Below are 17,972 nucleotides of genomic sequence, written 5' to 3'. Positions count from 1 at the left end.
ATTTTCTCAATAACGGTATCCATTCCAAATGACCCTACATTCGGATTCTATTCTTCAGGTTCACGGTCTTTCCAAATCGTTTTCGGGTGTCAAGGCGCTTGATGATGTGCAGCTAAACCTGCGCAGGGGAGAGGTTCATGCGTTGATGGGAGAAAACGGGGCGGGTAAGTCGACCTTCATGAAAATTCTGATTGGCCTGCTTACGCCCGACGCTGGTGAGATTTTGTTTGAAGGAAACGTGTTGAAAAACAACGATGTCAACAATGTTCTGAAACAAGGAATTTCGATGATTCATCAGGAAATTCTGATTGTCCCTGAGTTGACCGTTGCCCAAAATATTTTTCTGGGACGAGAGTCTACCCAATGGTTTTCGAGCTGGTTAAACGACCGTGACATCAATCAGCAAGCAGAAACCCTGTTGCAGCAAATAGGGCTAGAGGTAAGTCCCAAGACCAAAATGAAATACCTCAGCGTGGCCGAAATGCAGATGGTAGAAATTGCCAAAGCCATTTCAAACAACGCCAAGGTCATCATCATGGATGAGCCCACATCGGCGATTTCAGATAAGGAAGTAGCAACGCTGTTTACCATCATCAAAGACCTGAAAGCCAAAGGCGTATCGGTAATTTACATCTCGCACAAAATGGATGAAATCTACCAAATCGCGGATACGATTACGGTGTTGAGGGATGGTAAATACATCGGCACCAAATCCGCCGCCGAACTTGACCGTAAAAGCCTGATAACGATGATGGTCGGGCGGGAAATCAACACACTTTTTCCCGAGAAATCTTCCTCAAAAGGAGAAGTAGTTTTATCCGTAAAAAATCTTAGTCAGCGTGGCAAATTCGACAATATTAGTTTTGATGTACACGCTGGAGAAGTGGTCGGCATAGCAGGATTGATGGGCGCTGGTCGGACAGAAATAGCGCGGGCTATCTTTGGATTGGATACATTCAGCAGCGGCGAAATTGTACTTAAAGGCCATAAAATAAACATTAAATCGCCGCGCGACGCCATCAAGAATGGCATTGGGTACGTGAGCGAAGACCGAAAAGGCGTAGGGTTTATCCCCGCACTGTCGGTCAAACACAACATTACATTGGCGAGCCTGTCAAATCATACCAAATGGGGGATGATTCAGGACAAAAGCGAAAGCGCAGTAGCCACCCGGATGATTAACGACCTGAAAATCAAAGCTTCGGGTATGGACCAAAATGTAACGCATTTGAGCGGCGGCAATCAACAAAAAGTGGTCATCGGGAAAGTATTGCTTGCCACGCCCGAAATCGTCATCTTGGATGAGCCAACGCGGGGAATCGACGTTGGAGCCAAATTTGAAATTTATAAATTAATCAACGAGTTGACAACCAAGGGAATAGCCGTGGTGGTGATTTCGTCAGAACTGCCCGAGATACTCGGCATGAGCGACCGCATTGTCGTATTATCAAAAGGAAAACAAACGGCCCTGCTCTCTAAAGAAGAAGCCACCCAAGAAACGATAATGAAATACGCAATGCAGCATTAACCCTTTGCGTAAAACCTTTGTGTTCTTTGCGGTTAAGTTTTGTTAGCCGCTCCAGCGGCTTAGCGCAATGGACGCAAGGATTTATAAAAACCGTGGCGGAGGTTGCTTACAACCGTCGCCCTTACGGACGAAATAGGAACGAGAACCCAAATACTTTAGAATGAATAATTATTTTACGCAATTAGGGAATTCCACCAAACAACGGGCCCGTGGCATGGGGCAATACGGGATTTTCATCGCTTTTGTGGTGATTTGTCTCATCCTGTCGCTCATTACTCCCAAATTCTTGACCGTTTCCAACTGGACCATCATTGTTACGCAGGTGTCTATCAATGCGTTACTGGCGTTTGGGGTTACGTTTGTCATCATCACGGGCGGGATTGACCTTTCGCTGGGTTCAATGGTGGCCGTAACGGGGATTGTGGCATCGCTATTGGCCCACCCCGACGACTACCCCGTCATTGTGCCCGTTTTGGCGGGTTTGTTGGCGGGCGTTTTCATGGGAGCGTTCAACGGAACCATCATCACCAAAAGTAAGGTGCCGCCGTTTATTGTTACGCTCGGCACCATGACCATCGGGCGGGGTTTGGCCTTGATTCTGAGCAAAGGTCGTCCTGTTTCCAATCTTTCCGACTCTTTTAATTTTATTGGTGGAGGAAGTATTTTGGGGGTTCCCTTTCCCATCATCGTGCTTATTGTGGCGTTTGTGGTGTGTTCGGTAGTTTTGAAAAAGACGATTTTGGGGCGGTATATTTATGCCGTTGGGGGCAACGAACAGGCCGCAAAAGCATCGGGAATTCGAGTAAATAAAGTCAAAATGGCCGTTTATACGATATGCGGCGGATTGGCGGCTTTGGCGGGCATTTTGCTGACCTCCCGAATCACCACCGGACAGCCAAACGCGGGCGCTGGTTTTGAACTTGACGCCATTGCGGCGGCCATCATCGGTGGCACAAGTACCTCTGGAGGAACAGGAACCATGACGGGGACCCTCATCGGTGCTTTGCTGATTGGCGTGATTAGCAACGGGTTAGACTTGCTCAATGTCACTTCCTATTACCAGCAAGTCGTGATGGGGGCCATCATTATCGGAGCCGTGGTATTAGATGGTTGGAATCAATCGGCCGCGCAGCGATAACTAAGCCGGCAGTCTCCTTTAACCCCATGCTTTAGCTTGGGCAGTGAAAATAAAACGCTGTCCAAAAGGGCTTTCGCCCTGACTGTTTTGTAGTAACAAACTGAACTATATTAACTGAAAATGAAAAGAATATACCTTGGATTGATTGCTTTGGCGACGTTGGTAGGATGTAACCAAACGAGTGAAAAAGAGAGCGGCGAAAAGAAAATGGTCATTGGCGTTACGATGTTGAGTATGCAGAATGAGTTCATTGTCAACGTCAGCGATGAAATGGAAAAAAAGGCGCAGGAGTTGGGCATTGAGCTAATTACCGTCGATGCCGAGCGCTCGGCGTTGAAACAGATTGAGCAAGTCGAGAGCTTCATTGCCCAAAAAGTAGACGCCATTGTGATGAATCCTTGCGAAGTGGAGGCCAGTTCGCCCGCGGTGACCAAAGCCTTGGCGGCCAAGATTCCCATTATCAATGTTAATTCAGAAACCAGCACAAAACCTTCGGCATTTGTGGGCTCTGACGACGTGGAGTCGGGTCGAATTGCCATGAAATTTATTGCTGAAAAACTGGGCGGCAAAGGAAACGTGGTCATGATGCATGGCTACATGGGGCAGGCCGCGCAAATCAAACGCGAGCAGGGCGCGCGCGAAATTTTGAAACAATACCCTGACCTGAAACTGATTGCGCATCAAACGGGCGAGTGGGACCGCGCCAAGTCAATGTCGCTGATGGAAAACTGGATTCAATCTTATGGCAAAGATATTAATGCCGTATTTGCCCAAAACGATGAAATGGGCATGGGAGCCGTCAATGCCCTGACGGCGGCAGGTATGAAAGATAAAGTGATTGTTGTCAGTATTGATGCGATTCCTGATGCATTGCAAGCGGTAAAAAAGGGTACTTTGGACGCGACCGTTTTTCAAAATGCCCAACAGCAGGGAGCCAAAGCCATAGAAACCGCCGTGAAGCTATACAAAGGGGAAGCCGTTGAGAAAGAGGTGCTTATTCCTTTTCAGTTGGTTACCAAAGACAACGTAGCAACCTTTATTAAATAAGGATAATAAGGGATATTTTTTTTAAGTTATTGCCCTTATTTACTTTAAAAAAACACTTCTTTTAGAAGTTTTCGAAAAACTTTGTATCACAAAAATATCCAATTCACTAGGGGCAGGTATTTCGGTTTTAAGTAAAAAAAACTTAAAATAAATAGTGTAATGTATTGATATTCAGCTTAGTGTGGAGGGGTTATCTTTTCTACATTAAGCTTTTTTATTTTAGGTACGCTCCAATGGGGTTTTAAATCCAATTTGAGTGACGACAACTTCTTCCTCATTCGTTCCCAACTGGCTTCAAAGTGGTATAACACTAGGATAATTTCAGGGTATGTTTTGACTTTGGCAGGATGGCATAGGATAGTTCTTTTAGCGGACTTTTAAATATTTGTACAATAAAGGGGATTTATATTTCTATTTTATGAATCCTTTTTACTATTATCTATCTACTTAACATTTAAATCATTTTCAAATGAAAAGAAAATTTATTCTATCTAAGAGTAAATTCCGGACGCTTTATTCCCTGCTGGCGCTGGTTTTACTTTTTACATCTTCCTCGTTTGCGCAACAATCAATTACGGGTAAAGTAACTTCTGCCGACGGAGAAACGTTGGTTGGGGTGAACGTGAGCGTTAAAGGAACCACGAGAGGTACCACAACCGACGCAAGCGGTACGTACAAAATTGAGGCGGCGAGCAGTGCAACGTTGGTATTCAGTTACATCGGTTATCTGACCAAAGAGGTTGTTGTGGGAAACCAACAAACCATTAATGTAAGTTTAGCCGTTAATGACAAAACCCTCAGTGAGATTGTTGTAGTGGGTTATGGTAGCCAGGTAAAGAAGGAAGTTACTGGTGCCGTGCAGACGATTACAGCTAAAGAAATCAAAGACTTGCCAGTTTCTCAAATAGCCCAGAAGCTTCAGGGGCAAGTGGCTGGGGTACAAATTAACCAAACGACAGGCCGGCCAGGACAAGGGATGAACGTCCGTATTAGAGGTCAACTTTCGGTATCGGGCGGTAGTGAGCCACTCTACGTCGTGGATGGTTTTCCAATCACGGGTAACATCGGTGCGCTGAACCCTGATGAAATTGAAGATATTTCTATATTGAAAGATGCCGCGTCTACTTCGCTGTATGGTTCGCGGGCAGCCAACGGGGTAGTGCTAATTACCACCAAAAGAGGCAAGTCAGGTCAAACTAACGTGAGCTTTAACGTATTCACGGGTACACAAGTAGTGCCGAAGAAAGGTCGTTTTGAAATGATGGATGCGGTTGAGTTTGCCCAGTTTAAAAAAGAATACTACGAAGATGCCAAACAGCCCGTTCCTGCGGAATTCCAAAACCCTTCTATTTATGAGGGCAAAAACAACGACTGGTACGATGCCGTGCTTCGTCGTGCTCCCCTGCAAAGCTACAACTTGACCGTGACTTCAAACAAAGACCGGGTAAGCACTTCATTGGTAGCAGGGGTATTCAACCAAGAGGGGATTGTAATCAATACTAAATACCAACGCTATTCACTTCGTTTGAACAGTGAATACAAAGTTTCGGACAAAGTAACGATTGGGTTGAACATCGCTCCCCAGTATGTGTTTGACAATACGCCACGTACCGACGGTGACCGTGGTACGGGTATTTTGTTTAACGCCATCCACACATGGCCAGTGATGCCTATTCGCGACGATAAAGGAGAACTCACGTTATTTAACCGTTTTCCTTCTAGTACGGGTAATATCTTTGCCTATCCTAACTGGGTTCGGGCGGCCAATGAGTTGGTCAACGAAACCAAGCAAACCAATATTCTCTCAAACGCCTACATTTCATACAGCCCAATTAAGGGTTTAACTTTAAAATCAACGTTCAACGTCGAGTTGTTGAATCAGAAGTTCTTCTTCTTTAACCCTTCTACGGCTACCAGTGCCATCAATACTGCGGTACCTGTTACGGCGGTTTCGATACGAGAAGCCACCGACAACTTGGGCTGGTTGAACGAGAACTTGGCTACGTATGTCAAATCATTCAACAACCACAACTTTGAGCTATTGGCAGGTTATACCAACCAAAGTTTCCGGAGTGAATCAAGCCGTATCCAGGCAGATACTTATTCAGACGACCGCCTTCCAACGATACAGGGTGCGATTAACATCGCCCGTGGTGGAACTAATAGCAACGTGCAGGAATGGACATTGACTTCGTTGCTTTCGCGTTTGGCGTACAACTACAAAGGAAAATACCTCCTCACAGCCTCTATCCGTCGCGACGGTTCTTCTCGCTTTGGTTCAAACAACCGTTGGGGTACTTTCCCTTCATTATCAGCTGGTTGGGTAGTGTCAGACGAAGATTTTATGAAGAATTTTAGCAAAGTCTCTTTTGCAAAAGTGAGAGCGAGTTTAGGGGTGACGGGTAACAATAACATCGGTAACTACACACAGTACGCGTTGATTAACAATACGGTGAATGCCGTTTTTGGAAACAACGTTGCGGCTGGAGCTGCCGTTACCTCATTGGCCAACTCTAACCTTGGTTGGGAAACAACCCGTCAGGTGGATATTGGTTTTGACCTTGGTTTCCTCAACGACCGTTTCCAATTTACCTACGACTATTACACCAAAAATACCACCAACTTGTTGTATGCTGTCCAAATCCCCCAAGAATCAGGTTTTACCAACTTCAACGACAACATTGGTGAGATTAAATTTTGGGGACACGAGTTCTCGCTTAACACTCGCATCGTTGACCGTGGTAAGTTGAAGTGGAGTGTAAACTCTAACATCTCGTTCAACCGCAACAAAGTGTTAGCCCTTGCCGATGGTATTGACCGTGTGTATGGTTTACACCATATTACAAAGGTAGGTGAGCCGTTTGGACAATTCTATGGCCACCTTGCCAATGGGGTATATATGAATGCTGAAGACCTCAAAAACTCTCCTGTTGTGCCTGGGCGTTCATTTGTTGGTACAATTAAACTCGTGGATGTCAACGGCGATGGTGTTATTACTAACGGTGGAGATAGAGATGACCGTACAATCTTGGGTAATCCATTCCCTAAATTTACTTACGGAATAACCACAAACTTAACATACGGTAATTTTGACTTTAGCGTAATAGGCTCGGGCTCGCAGGGCAACCAATTGTGGGTACGTCACTTGTACAGTACTGCCAACCTTGATGGAGTGTTTAACCTGCACAGAGAAGTAAAATATCGCTTCCGCTCTGAAGCCAATCCTGGCAAAGGGTTCTACGGAACAACCGTGGGTGGTGGTACTGCAACAGGTATCGAGCGTGACTGGCAAAACAGTCGTTTTGTAGCGGATGCTTCGTTCTTTACCATTAAGAATATTACGGTAGGATATACCATCAACAAGCGCAATAAGCTTTTCCGCTCGGCACGTGTGTATGCCTCTATTCAGCAGGCGTTGGTGTTTACTAAATACTGGGGTGGCTCAAACCCCGAGACTAGCGCGCAGCAAAACGGACAAGGTGATGGTGGAAACCTGAGCCCAGGGGTTGATTTGTTCAACTATCCAGTACCACGTACGTCGACGATTGGGGTAAACTTTAATTTCTAGCAAAGTAGATTTAGTTGATTTGGAGGGTGTAAATCCGTTTACATTGTGGTTGCACTCCTCCAAATCGCATAAAATCAACTTAAAAAACACTGAATAAAACATGAAAAAATCAATCATATTTTCTATTGCGTTAAGTCTAGGGGCATTTAGTTGTAGTGACGACTTTCTTACCGTTACGCCAGAGACCGCGTTGAGTTCGGCCACTTTCTTTAAGACAGAATCTGACTTCATACAGGCCGTCAACAGTGCTTATGTACCTTTGCGCACGCTTCACAACATCAACTCGCATTTGCTTACGGAGCAACATTCGGATAATGCGCGCTACGTACGTAACGTTTTGTTTGGTGCGACCGAAAACCAATCGAACTTGGCTGATTTCAACGTTCCTACGGCTAACGGTATCACTACAAACGGTAACGTTTTGACGGCGTATCGTCAAAATTACTTGATGATAGCCCGTGCCAACCAAGTATTGGCGTTGATTGATGCTGCTACTATCCCAGATGCGACCAAAAAGAATGTAAAAGGGCAGGCATTGTTTCTGAGAGCGTTGGGCTATCTGGATTTGGTACGTTATTTCAATAAAGCGCCGTTGCAGTTAACGCCCGTTGGTAACCGTTCGGAAGCCGCCGCCGCGCTCGGTACAGCCGACCAGTTGTACGCCCAAATCATTAAGGATGCCACCGATGCAGTGGGTTTATTGCCCGCAAAATCAGTTCAGGAAGCAGGTCGTGCCACATCGGGAGCCGCTCGTGCGTTGTTGGCCAACGTCTACATGATTCAGAAAAAATGGGCTGATGCCGAAACCCAGCTTCGGGCCATTGTTTCAAGCGGTGAGTATAGCTTGATGCCCAACTATGCCGATGCGTTTTCTAACAGTACGAGCAACAAAAACACTAGAGAATCGGTCTTTGAAGTGCAGTTCTTGGAAGGCTCGGCAGGGCTCAACGGAAACTTTTTGTACAGTATGCTTCCTTTTCCTATCGCGGCCAATGAGTTGGTTACGATTACAGGTACTTCTAATCCCCAGCCTTTATCTGGCGAAGGCAACAATATCCCTACGCCCGATTTGATAGAGGCCTATGAAACAGGCGATAAGCGTAAAGATGCCACGATTGGCTACATCACATTGGGAGGGGCACTGCATGCCAACAAAACTTTTCCTTACATCAAAAAGTACGCAAGACCACACGCATTGCACAACAACCACGGCATGAACTGGCCCATTTATCGCTATTCAGAAGTGCTGTTGTTCTTGGCAGAAGCATTGATTGAGCAAAACAAATTGGCGGATGCTACTCCTTTCCTCAATCAAGTTCGTACTCGTGCGGGATTGGCCAATACGACTGCCACTACCCAAGCTGCCCTGCGCGATGCCGTATATCAGGAGCGCCGGGTTGAGTTGGCTTTCGAATCAAAGCGTCTGCATGATTTAGTCCGTACGGGCCGCCTTGAAACCGTGATCAAAGCCTACGGCGACCGGGTAAAAGCTGATAAATTCAGATATTATTTCCCATCTGAAGGCTTTGTGCCAAGCGATGCTTTCACTAACATCACCCCTTACTACGGTCTTCCTGCTGCCGAGGCAGACTTAAGTCCTAATTTCTAACGTATACCCCAAAACGAGCCGGTTTCTTCTATAGAAACTGGCTCATTTTTGATTTTACCGTGATGAAATTAGAAAAGGATGGCCCATTTTGTAAACGATAGGGTAAAACATACTGACCGATTAGCTTTTGTTACAATAGAAAAATTCATACTAATTACATTTAAAAGCATACACTTTTATGTATCCTAAACACCAGTCTATCCCTAAATTGTTGGCAGTGGGAGCCTTATTCGTACTGGGAGCTTCCTTTACGATTTTAAATAAAACCGAGCCCGCCGTCAATGGCCGGGACAACCCCAAAACGGAGAAATTAAAACTTCAACCCGGTTTTAAAGCCGAACACCTTTACAGTCCTTCCGACAATAAACAGGGCTCTTGGGTTGCGATGACTTTCGACAACAAAGGTCGAATGATTACATCAGACCAATACGGAACATTATACCGGTTAGAACTTCCGCCCATTGGAACGGAGGGAAAACCAAAAGTAGAAGCTTTGAAAATTGAAAAAGGAGCTGCTACTGATACGGTGGGTATGGGATATGCCAATGGCTTGCTTTATGCTTTCAATAGCTTGTATGTAATGATTAACAACAGCAAGAACAATAAAATTTTTACGCGCAAAAGTGGTCTCTATCGCTTACAAGATACCGACAATGATGACCAATACGACAAAATTACGCTGATGAAAGAACTTGCTGGCGATGGCGAACACGGCCCTCACAGTATTCTTTTATCCCCCGACAAACAGTCTCTTTATGTGATTTCAGGAAACCATACGGACGTGCCCAAAATGGATGCGCACCGTTTGCCTACGACCTGGCAAGAAGATAACTTATTCCCACTTATCAAAGACCCTCGCGGCCACGCCAACGACCGCATGGCTCCAGGGGGGTGGATTGCCAACGTGGACCCAGAAGGTAAACGTTGGGAGTTGATCAGCGCGGGTTATCGCAACGCTTTTGATATGGCGTTCAACGAAGTGGGTGATTTATTTGTGTATGATGCCGATATGGAATGGGACTTCGGCCTTCCTTGGTATCGCCCAACACGCATTTGTCACGCAACAAGTGCAAGTGAATTTGGCTGGAGAACAGGGAATAGCAAGTGGTCACCTACTTGGCCTGACAATCTCCCACCTATCATGAACATAGGCCAAGGCTCGCCAACCAACCTTATCTATTTGAGGGATGCCAAATTTCCCGCTAAATACAAAAAAACGTTATTAGCATTTGACTGGAGTTTTGGTATCATGCACGCGATTCACCTCAAGCCTTCAGGCTCAACCTACACATCAGAGCATGAAGAATTCCTGTCGGGTATTCCATTGCCATTGACTGATGGCGTAGTTGGCCCAGATGGTGCATTATACTTCATGACAGGAGGGCGTCGTCTTGAGTCTGACGTGTATCGTGTCTATTATGCGGGCTCAGAAAGTACCGCTCCCACTGCACCCATTACGCTAACCAAGGAAAACGAACTCCGTCGTAGCTTAGAGAAATTCCATGGTGATCCAAACCCTCAGGCTGTTGCTACCGCTTGGCCTTATCTGAAACACCCTGACCGTTTTATTCGTTATGCGGCCCGTTTGGCGGTAGAACATCAACCAGTAGCAGAATGGAAAGACAAGGCTTTGAATGAAAAGGATCCCATCACTTCTATTAATGCTATAATCGCGTTAGCACGTCAGACAAAGCCAGAACTTAAAGGGGCAATGCTCAATTCGTTGTTGAATATCAACTTTAAATCTCTTACTGAGCCTCAACAAATTGACTTACTTCGGGCTTATGAGTTGGTATTCTTGCGTACAGGTGCGCCAGATGCCGCTACGAATTCAAAAATTGTAGCCGCGTTGAATCCATCTTTCCCCGCCAATGTGAATAGTTCGGATTTAAATCGTGCATTAAGCAAAATTCTAATTTACTTAGAGGCTCCTGGTATAATCCCTAAAACGTTGGCTTTATTGGAAGCAAAAGAGCAACCCACCAACCTTACTGCTGGTGGAAATACCGCAACTGCTTCTGCGGAGTTGATCATGCGTAACCCGCAGTATGGTTTGGACATTGCTGATATGTTGAAAAGCATGCCACCTGCTCAACAAACTTACTATGCCAACATGTTGAGCTTGGCAAGCAAAAACTGGACGCCCGAGTTGCATGAGCGTTATTTCAAATGGTTCTACAAAGCCTTTAGTTACAAAGGAGGCCGTAGCTACGTAGGTTTCATTGACCGCGCCCGCAAGTTAGCCCTGAAGCACGTTCCTGAAAATAAGGTTGCTTATTACGACAAACTTTCAGGGGGTGAGTTGTTGAGCAAAAATGGCAATGACTTGGTCAAACTGGTTTATCCCAAAGGTCCAGGCAGAAACTGGAAACTGGAGAATGCACTTCCGTTGGTGGAAGCGGGATTGTCGGGCCGGAACTTTGAACAAGGCAAAAACATGTACAACGCCATTACCTGTAACCGTTGCCACAGTATGCGCGGAGAAGGTGGAAGTATCGGTCCTGATTTGACGCAGTTAGCCACTCGTTTCTCCGCAAAAGATATGTTGGAGGCCATTATCGAGCCTAACAAAACCATTTCTGACCAATATGCTGCGACGCACTTTACGCTCAAAAACGGACAGACGGTTGTTGGGCGATTGACCAACGAAGATGCCAATAACTACTATGTTTCTCAGAACCCATACGAGCCTGAGACTGTCATGAAGTTGGCGAAAAAGAACGTGGCATCGCACAAGTATTCACCAGTGTCTATCATGTATGGTAACTTAATCAATAGCCTTAGCGAAGAAGAATTGAAGGATTTGATGGCTTATTTGATGGCTGGAGGAAACGAAAAGAACCCGATGTTTTCGGCAAAACAATAAGGCAGAACTAGGCGAAAATAAATAAAAACAGTTTGATAAGAAAAGATGGCACACCGATGTGCCATCTTTTTTTTTGTAGCAACCTTTGCTGATGTCAGCAGTATATAGCAGATATAATATTCAAATTTGCATGATTGTTATTTTCAACGATGTGCTTCTATCATGAGGTGGGTTTATGGGGGTAGCCAACCAAAATCAGACATCTCTAATTTCCTTTACTTCTTCATGAGCCGTAAATAAGTATCCCTAACTGTTCAAAATTATAATCCCAGCCGATTATTCATAGGGCTCGTATGGACCCTTCATTTCATAAATATATATGATGAATGTTAAAAATATTTCAGAGTTATAAAGTATTAGGCATTATTGTTGATTTAGGGCTTTTTTTTCTTTTTTAATGATAAATAGGGATAAAATATCCTTGTGGTAAGTCAATTCTTCAGTTATTTCCTCTTTATAGATTATCCATTAAGTGATTAGGTATGAATAGTATATTTGATTTAAGTATCTGTAAATCAAATAATTAAATATTTGTAGTGCCTTCTGTTACTATTTCCGCCGTCGGTGAAAATTCAATTTTATTCCAAAAAGGTGAGTTTTTATTCCAGATAGGTGAATTTGGCATAATTTTTGGCCAAAAAAATATACCTATTTGTCTTTTGATTGGCATATAGCATAGTTTTTAGAGTAGTTCTACTAAAAAAACAAAATGACATGCAAGGATATTTTTACAAATCTGTGCGACTTTTATTAGTCGTCTTTTGCTGTTTATGGATGGTATTGGAAGGAAAAGCCCAAACGAATGAAACTTTCCCGGTCAATACTTACGTAATTGATATGGGGGTTTCACCCCAGACGGTGGCAAATAGTCTCAAGCCTTATGGCTTGGTTTATGCCTTGTTACAAAATTCAGTCCCTGTCAAGTGGGTTATCAGTGGCACCAAGCTTAAAGATGGGATAGATTTTACGGGACCCAACGGAAAAGCATACAGGGGAGGGCCGTTTTTAATTTCGGGAGAATACGCCCCGATAGCGACCGCTATTATTAATACCTATAAATTGGCAAACCCCAGTGTGGTGGTGGATCAAATGACAGCTTCGTTTGTAGCGCCTGTCTATACCACCCTCAAGGCAGCTCCACGCTGGACACTAGACCAACAAAACGGTTCTATTGCCCAAGGGTATTTGGTCAATGCGGGTATTCCTGCCGCTTCCTATAATTACAAAGACCCACAGTTGCTAGCGGGTTGTGATGACATCTTTGTGATGCCCCACGCCGACCCCAAGTGGAGTACCCACAGCAATTTATTGGCTTGGAACCAAACCTACCGAGGCGCTATTTGGGCGGCTTGCCACGCGGTAAGTGCGCTCGAAAACATGTTTGACCCCGCCAACCCCACGCAACAAACCAACTTCTTATCGGAAACTACGGCTACCGCCACGGGCAGCGGCCCTTATGCCAATAACAACAGTGGTAAAGGAAACTCCCTGATTTTGTGGGGAGCTCACGCCGATGGCTCTACGCCGCCACCTTATAAATATGCGTACCAAAATGATCCCGTTATGCAGTTTTTGGGACGTTTGGACGCGGCTACTCAAAATGGTTCAGAGCAAATCTATTTACCTTTACTGAAAGGAGCCAATCCAACGTGGCGCACGGGAGCTAATGGCGCTAAAATAGCCGTGTACGACGACAGCCAAGCCAACGTACCAGGCATTTCTCCAGGCCCGGCTACGGTAGTAGCTTATGGCGCTGCCTTTGGGGATGCCAATCGGGGGAAGGTAATGTACGAAGCAGGGCACTCGCACAACAAAGGCTCGGCCGAAGACGTAGCTGCCCAGCGTGCTTTTATGAACTTTAGCCTGTGGGCGTCGCAAGACAAAGCGCTCTCAGTAGCCGTGGGTGGGGTTACTTCACCCATGACCGTGAATACGGCTTATCCACTTACTACAAATGTGACGGCGACCATTCCTTCGGGCCCTTATACCTACGCTTGGACGGCTTCTTGTCCTGGTACGTTTAGTCCTTCGGCAACGGCTCCCAATCCAACTTTTACCCCGTCTGCATCGGCGGCTAACTGTGTCATTTCGGTCAAAGTAACTGATGCTTGCGGACGTACCAGTTCGGAGTCAACTCCGGTGGTTGTTCAGTTGGGGCCACAACCCCCCGTTTGCGTCAATGACAATATTGTAGTAGAAGCGCAGTGTGCGGAGTCGGTGAGTATTGTCCCTTTGACCAATGACTCTGACCCCATCAACTCGGCTTTGTCGTTTATGCTCCTCAATGGCACTACGCCTGTTTCGAGCGTAACAACCGCTGACGGTACTTTCACGAAGACCAATGCGAGCACGGTGGTTTTTACCCCCATAGACAACTTTGTTGGTACGGCTACTGTTTCGTATCGTCTCACCAACGCATTGGGATTAAGTTCTGACTGTAGCATTTCGGTGACTTTCGGTACCCCCGATGCCAACGGCTGTTTGCCCGGGCAAGCCCCCGGCTTAGCGGGTACGGATTCTACCGTAGCCGTTACGCTTGCTACAAGCATCTCTAATCCCGCCAATGCCCTGAGCGACCCAGACTATGACGCGGCTGATAATACAACCTACGCAGTTATAGATAATAACAGTGACGTTTTAACGCTCGATTTGGGAAGCATCAAATCCAACACCCTAGGCACACCTACTGACTCCGTACGGGTTTATTTTGCCACCGACAACGACGGTAACTCTACGACCATTCAAATAGAGTTTAGCACTGATGACGTTACTTATACTACGGCAGGAACGGCTTCTACCGACCTGCTTGATGGAACAGAAATCGCCTTTGTTGTACCAACGGGAGGTGTGCGTTATATAAGGCTTAAACGAACTGCGGGAGAGAAGCTACGCATAGACGCAGCATTGTATGAGTTTTATAGTTGTTTGTCAGTGTTACCCATTGCAACCAGCGACGCCATCAGTTTAGTAGAAGATGAAAGCAAAACCTTCGATCCCACCGACAACGATAATTTATTTGGCACTTTTGCTTCCATTAAAGTGATGAGTCAGCCCGCCAATGGAAAGGCGGTGGTCAACGTTGATGGAACGATTACGTACCAACCTAACACCAATTTTGCGGGTACGGATAGCTTTACCTACAAAGTGTGCAATACGGACGGCTACTGTGGTACAGGAACCATCACGGCTACCATTACCGACGACGGGTGTATTCCTGACGTTGTCGGAGGTATTCCCCAGTATCGGCCTATTGATTTAACTTCTCCCGTTACAACAATCCTTACCAGTAGCACAGTGGGGGTAACCGTCAAGGATTCGTGGATGAAGCAAGATGGGGGCGACGCAAATAAAAACTACGGAAACGCTACCACGCTTGAAGTTGGAAAAAGACCTGCCAAAGCTCGTCGCGGCTTGTTCCAATTCAATTGGACGACTGCCGTAATCCCCGCTGGAGCAATCATCCAGTCAGCTCAACTTTCAGTGTTTAAAAAAGGGGGAGACGGCGAAACTATTTCGACGAGTATTAACGAGGTAACTGAAGCTTGGACAGAGGGGACGGGAGGCTCCAACGACGTTACTTGGAACAACCGAACCACCGCTACGCCTTGGAGCACAGCGGGAGGGGTTTTCAACCCCACGCCAGTCGCTACCATCAGCGTACTCAAACCTAACGTTTACTACAATTGGACATTGACCAATTTGGTGCAAAAGTGGAACGATACCCCCGCCAGTAACTTTGGGGTATTGATGAAACAAACGATAGAGACGACCCTTGATAAGCGCCATCAATATTCAAGCGACGAAGATAAAGCAGCACAGCGCCCTAAGTTGATTGTCACGTATGCAACGCGCTTGAATTGTCAGGATGTGCCAAATCGGAAGCCTTTGGCCGCCTTTGATTACGAGACTACCGATTCGCAAACGCCTAAAACCATCGACGTATTGGCCAACGACAGCGACCCCGACAACAACCTCAACAACGCTTCATTGGCAATAGTAGGAGGTGTTACGGGTGGTACAGCCGTGATACAATCAGGTCAGATCCTGTTTACGCCAACGACCTCTTTCAACGGAGAAGCTTCGTTTAAATATCTTGTCAGTGACAACGGCTCACCTGCGCTTACCGATACGGCTTTTGTTTACGTGACAGTCACAAACGCGCCGCCCAAGGCCATTAACGACGTAGCTACGGTATTGTCAAATACCAATTCTATCAACGATAGTCATACCATCAACGTTTCAACCAACGACGTACACCTAGACGGACCAAATCCACTTACAACCACGGTTAGTGTACCTCCTACCAACGGTACCGCAACGGTAAGTGGTGGCAATATCATTTATACGCCAAACGCCAACTTTACGGGCACGGATGTATTGACATATCAAATTTGTGAGCCAGTCAATGCGGCGAGTTGTAATCCTACGCCCGTTTGTGCTACGGCTACGCTAACAATTACGGTACAAAATCGCCCGCCAGTTCCTACCCCAGACATCACAACCGCCAACCCTTGTCAGCCCGTAACTATTAAAGTTTTAAGCAACGACAGCGACCCTGAAAATGGTAGTTTGACGGTGACGATTATTGCTCCCTTCCCTACCAAAGGAACGTATTCGGTGCAAGGTGGTGACATTATTTATACGGCCAATCCAGGAGAAACGGGTTCGGATGTGATTAACTATCAGATTTGTGACGACGGAGTAACGCCCTTGTGTGCTGCCAGTACCGCAACAGTTAACATCAACAACCCACCCGTCAACCCTAACGCACCGATTGCTGTCAACGACGCGGAATCCTTGTATCAAGGGCAAACGGTTTACATCGCAGCATTAAATAACGATTCAGAACCCGATGGACAACCGCTTGTTATCAGCAGTGTGTCTGGTGTTACCAACGGTACAGCAACCATTGTGGGTAATTTGATTGAATTTGTACCCAATCCAGGATTTTTTGGTCAAGTTACTTTTCAATATACTGTTTGTGACGTATTTGTATCGCCAGTTCCCCCGGGATGTTTAGATATAACGCCTAAATGCGCTACTGCCAACATCACGGTAGATGTTTTGCGCCAGCCTATTCCGGTAGCCTTCCCAGATAATACTACCACAACCGTAAATGTGCCAATAACCATCAATGTAACGAGCAACGATGACTTTGGTCTCGACGGTCCTAGTACAATTAACGCGATTACTATTACAGGGCCTACCTCCAACGGTGGTACAGTAACGGTGGTCAATGGTGGTACGGGTACGCAAGCTGACGACCAGATTTTCTATACACCAGCCAATAATTTCACAGGAACAGAAACCTTTAAATATACGATTTGCGACGCCAATGGAGATTGTTCTGAAGCACTCGTAACCGTGATTGTTTCAGGAGTTCCTTTGATTAAGTTGATAAAGAGCATCACCTCAATCACCGACAATGCTCCTACGGGCTTGGGCGCGGGTGACGTGATTAATTATACTTTTACAGTAACTAATACGGGGACCACAGCCCTAACAGCCGTAGGAGTCACAGACGCGAAAGTGCTAAATATCAACTGTTTGGCGACGAGTTTGGCGCCTGGCGCAAGTACGACTTGTACGGGTACGTATACAATCACGCAAGCGGATGTAAACGCGGGCGGCGTACAAAACACAGCCACTGCAACGGGAACTCCACCAAGTGGTCCTAATGTAAGTGACGTATCTGATGCGGGAACTTATGGCAGCACTACGCCAGTAGCTAACCCCGACGTGACGGAGTCACCGAAGTTGGACGGGACGACGGACGCCGACCCGACCAACGACCCGACGGTGTTGTTGTTGACTCCTGCCCCTTCGATTAAGTTGATAAAGAGTATCGCTTCGATTACTGACAACGCTCCAGCGGGCTACGGGGTAGGTGATGTGATTAATTATAGTTTCAGCGTGACCAACACGGGCAATGTAACATTAACGAGTGTGGGAGTCACAGACGCGAAAGTGCTAAACATCAACTGTTTGGCGACGAGTTTGGCTCCTGGCGCAAGTACGACTTGTACGGGTACGTATGTTATCACGCAAGCGGATGTAAACGCGGGCGGCGTACAAAACACAGCCACTGTAATGGGAACACCGCCTAACAAAGCTGACGGCAGTGCATCAAGTCCAGTGACAGACGTATCTGATGCGGGCACGGACGGCAGTGCCAACCCGATTGCTAACCCCGACGTGACGGAGTCACCGAAGTTG

General features: G+C 46.2%; 7 protein-coding genes. All 7 read left to right on the top strand.

The features are described 5' to 3' along the window. The first annotated feature begins 28 nt into the window (after positions 1-28). Positions 29-1,528 (top strand): sugar ABC transporter ATP-binding protein, encoded by a 1,500-nt coding sequence (locus NCI00_RS20780; RefSeq protein WP_253530823.1) that lies wholly within the window; start codon positions 29-31, stop codon positions 1,526-1,528. Positions 1,529-1,688: 160 nt separating this feature from the next. Further along, positions 1,689-2,666: an ABC transporter permease gene (locus NCI00_RS20775; RefSeq protein WP_253530821.1), complete on the top strand. Its 978-nt coding sequence runs from the start codon at positions 1,689-1,691 to the stop codon at positions 2,664-2,666. 120 nt (positions 2,667-2,786) lie between these two features. Continuing rightward, on the top strand, positions 2,787-3,713 hold the full coding sequence (locus NCI00_RS20770) for a sugar ABC transporter substrate-binding protein (protein ID WP_253530820.1): 927 nt from the start codon (positions 2,787-2,789) through the stop codon (positions 3,711-3,713). A 469-nt stretch (positions 3,714-4,182) separates the two neighbouring features. Continuing rightward, positions 4,183-7,281 carry a SusC/RagA family TonB-linked outer membrane protein gene (locus NCI00_RS20765; RefSeq protein ID WP_253530818.1) on the top strand — a complete coding sequence of 1,033 codons (3,099 nt, stop codon included), beginning with the start codon at positions 4,183-4,185 and terminating at the stop codon, positions 7,279-7,281. Between the two features lie 100 nt (positions 7,282-7,381). Then, the gene (locus NCI00_RS20760; RefSeq protein WP_253530816.1) at positions 7,382-8,890 is read left to right on the top strand and encodes a RagB/SusD family nutrient uptake outer membrane protein; all 1,509 of its coding nucleotides are present in this window, start codon (positions 7,382-7,384) and stop codon (positions 8,888-8,890) included. Positions 8,891-9,068: 178 nt separating this feature from the next. Further along, positions 9,069-11,756: a c-type cytochrome gene (locus NCI00_RS20755; RefSeq protein WP_253530814.1), complete on the top strand. Its 2,688-nt coding sequence runs from the start codon at positions 9,069-9,071 to the stop codon at positions 11,754-11,756. 714 nt (positions 11,757-12,470) lie between these two features. Next, on the top strand, positions 12,471-17,972 hold a 5,502-nt coding region (locus tag NCI00_RS20750; protein WP_253530812.1), incomplete at its 3' end, for an Ig-like domain-containing protein.

It is taken from the genome of Runella salmonicolor (genome assembly GCF_024158025.1).
Classification (GTDB): domain Bacteria; phylum Bacteroidota; class Bacteroidia; order Cytophagales; family Spirosomataceae; genus Runella; species Runella salmonicolor.
The sequence above is the reverse complement of the archived record's forward strand: the minus strand, read 5'-3'. Positions and strand labels throughout refer to the sequence as shown.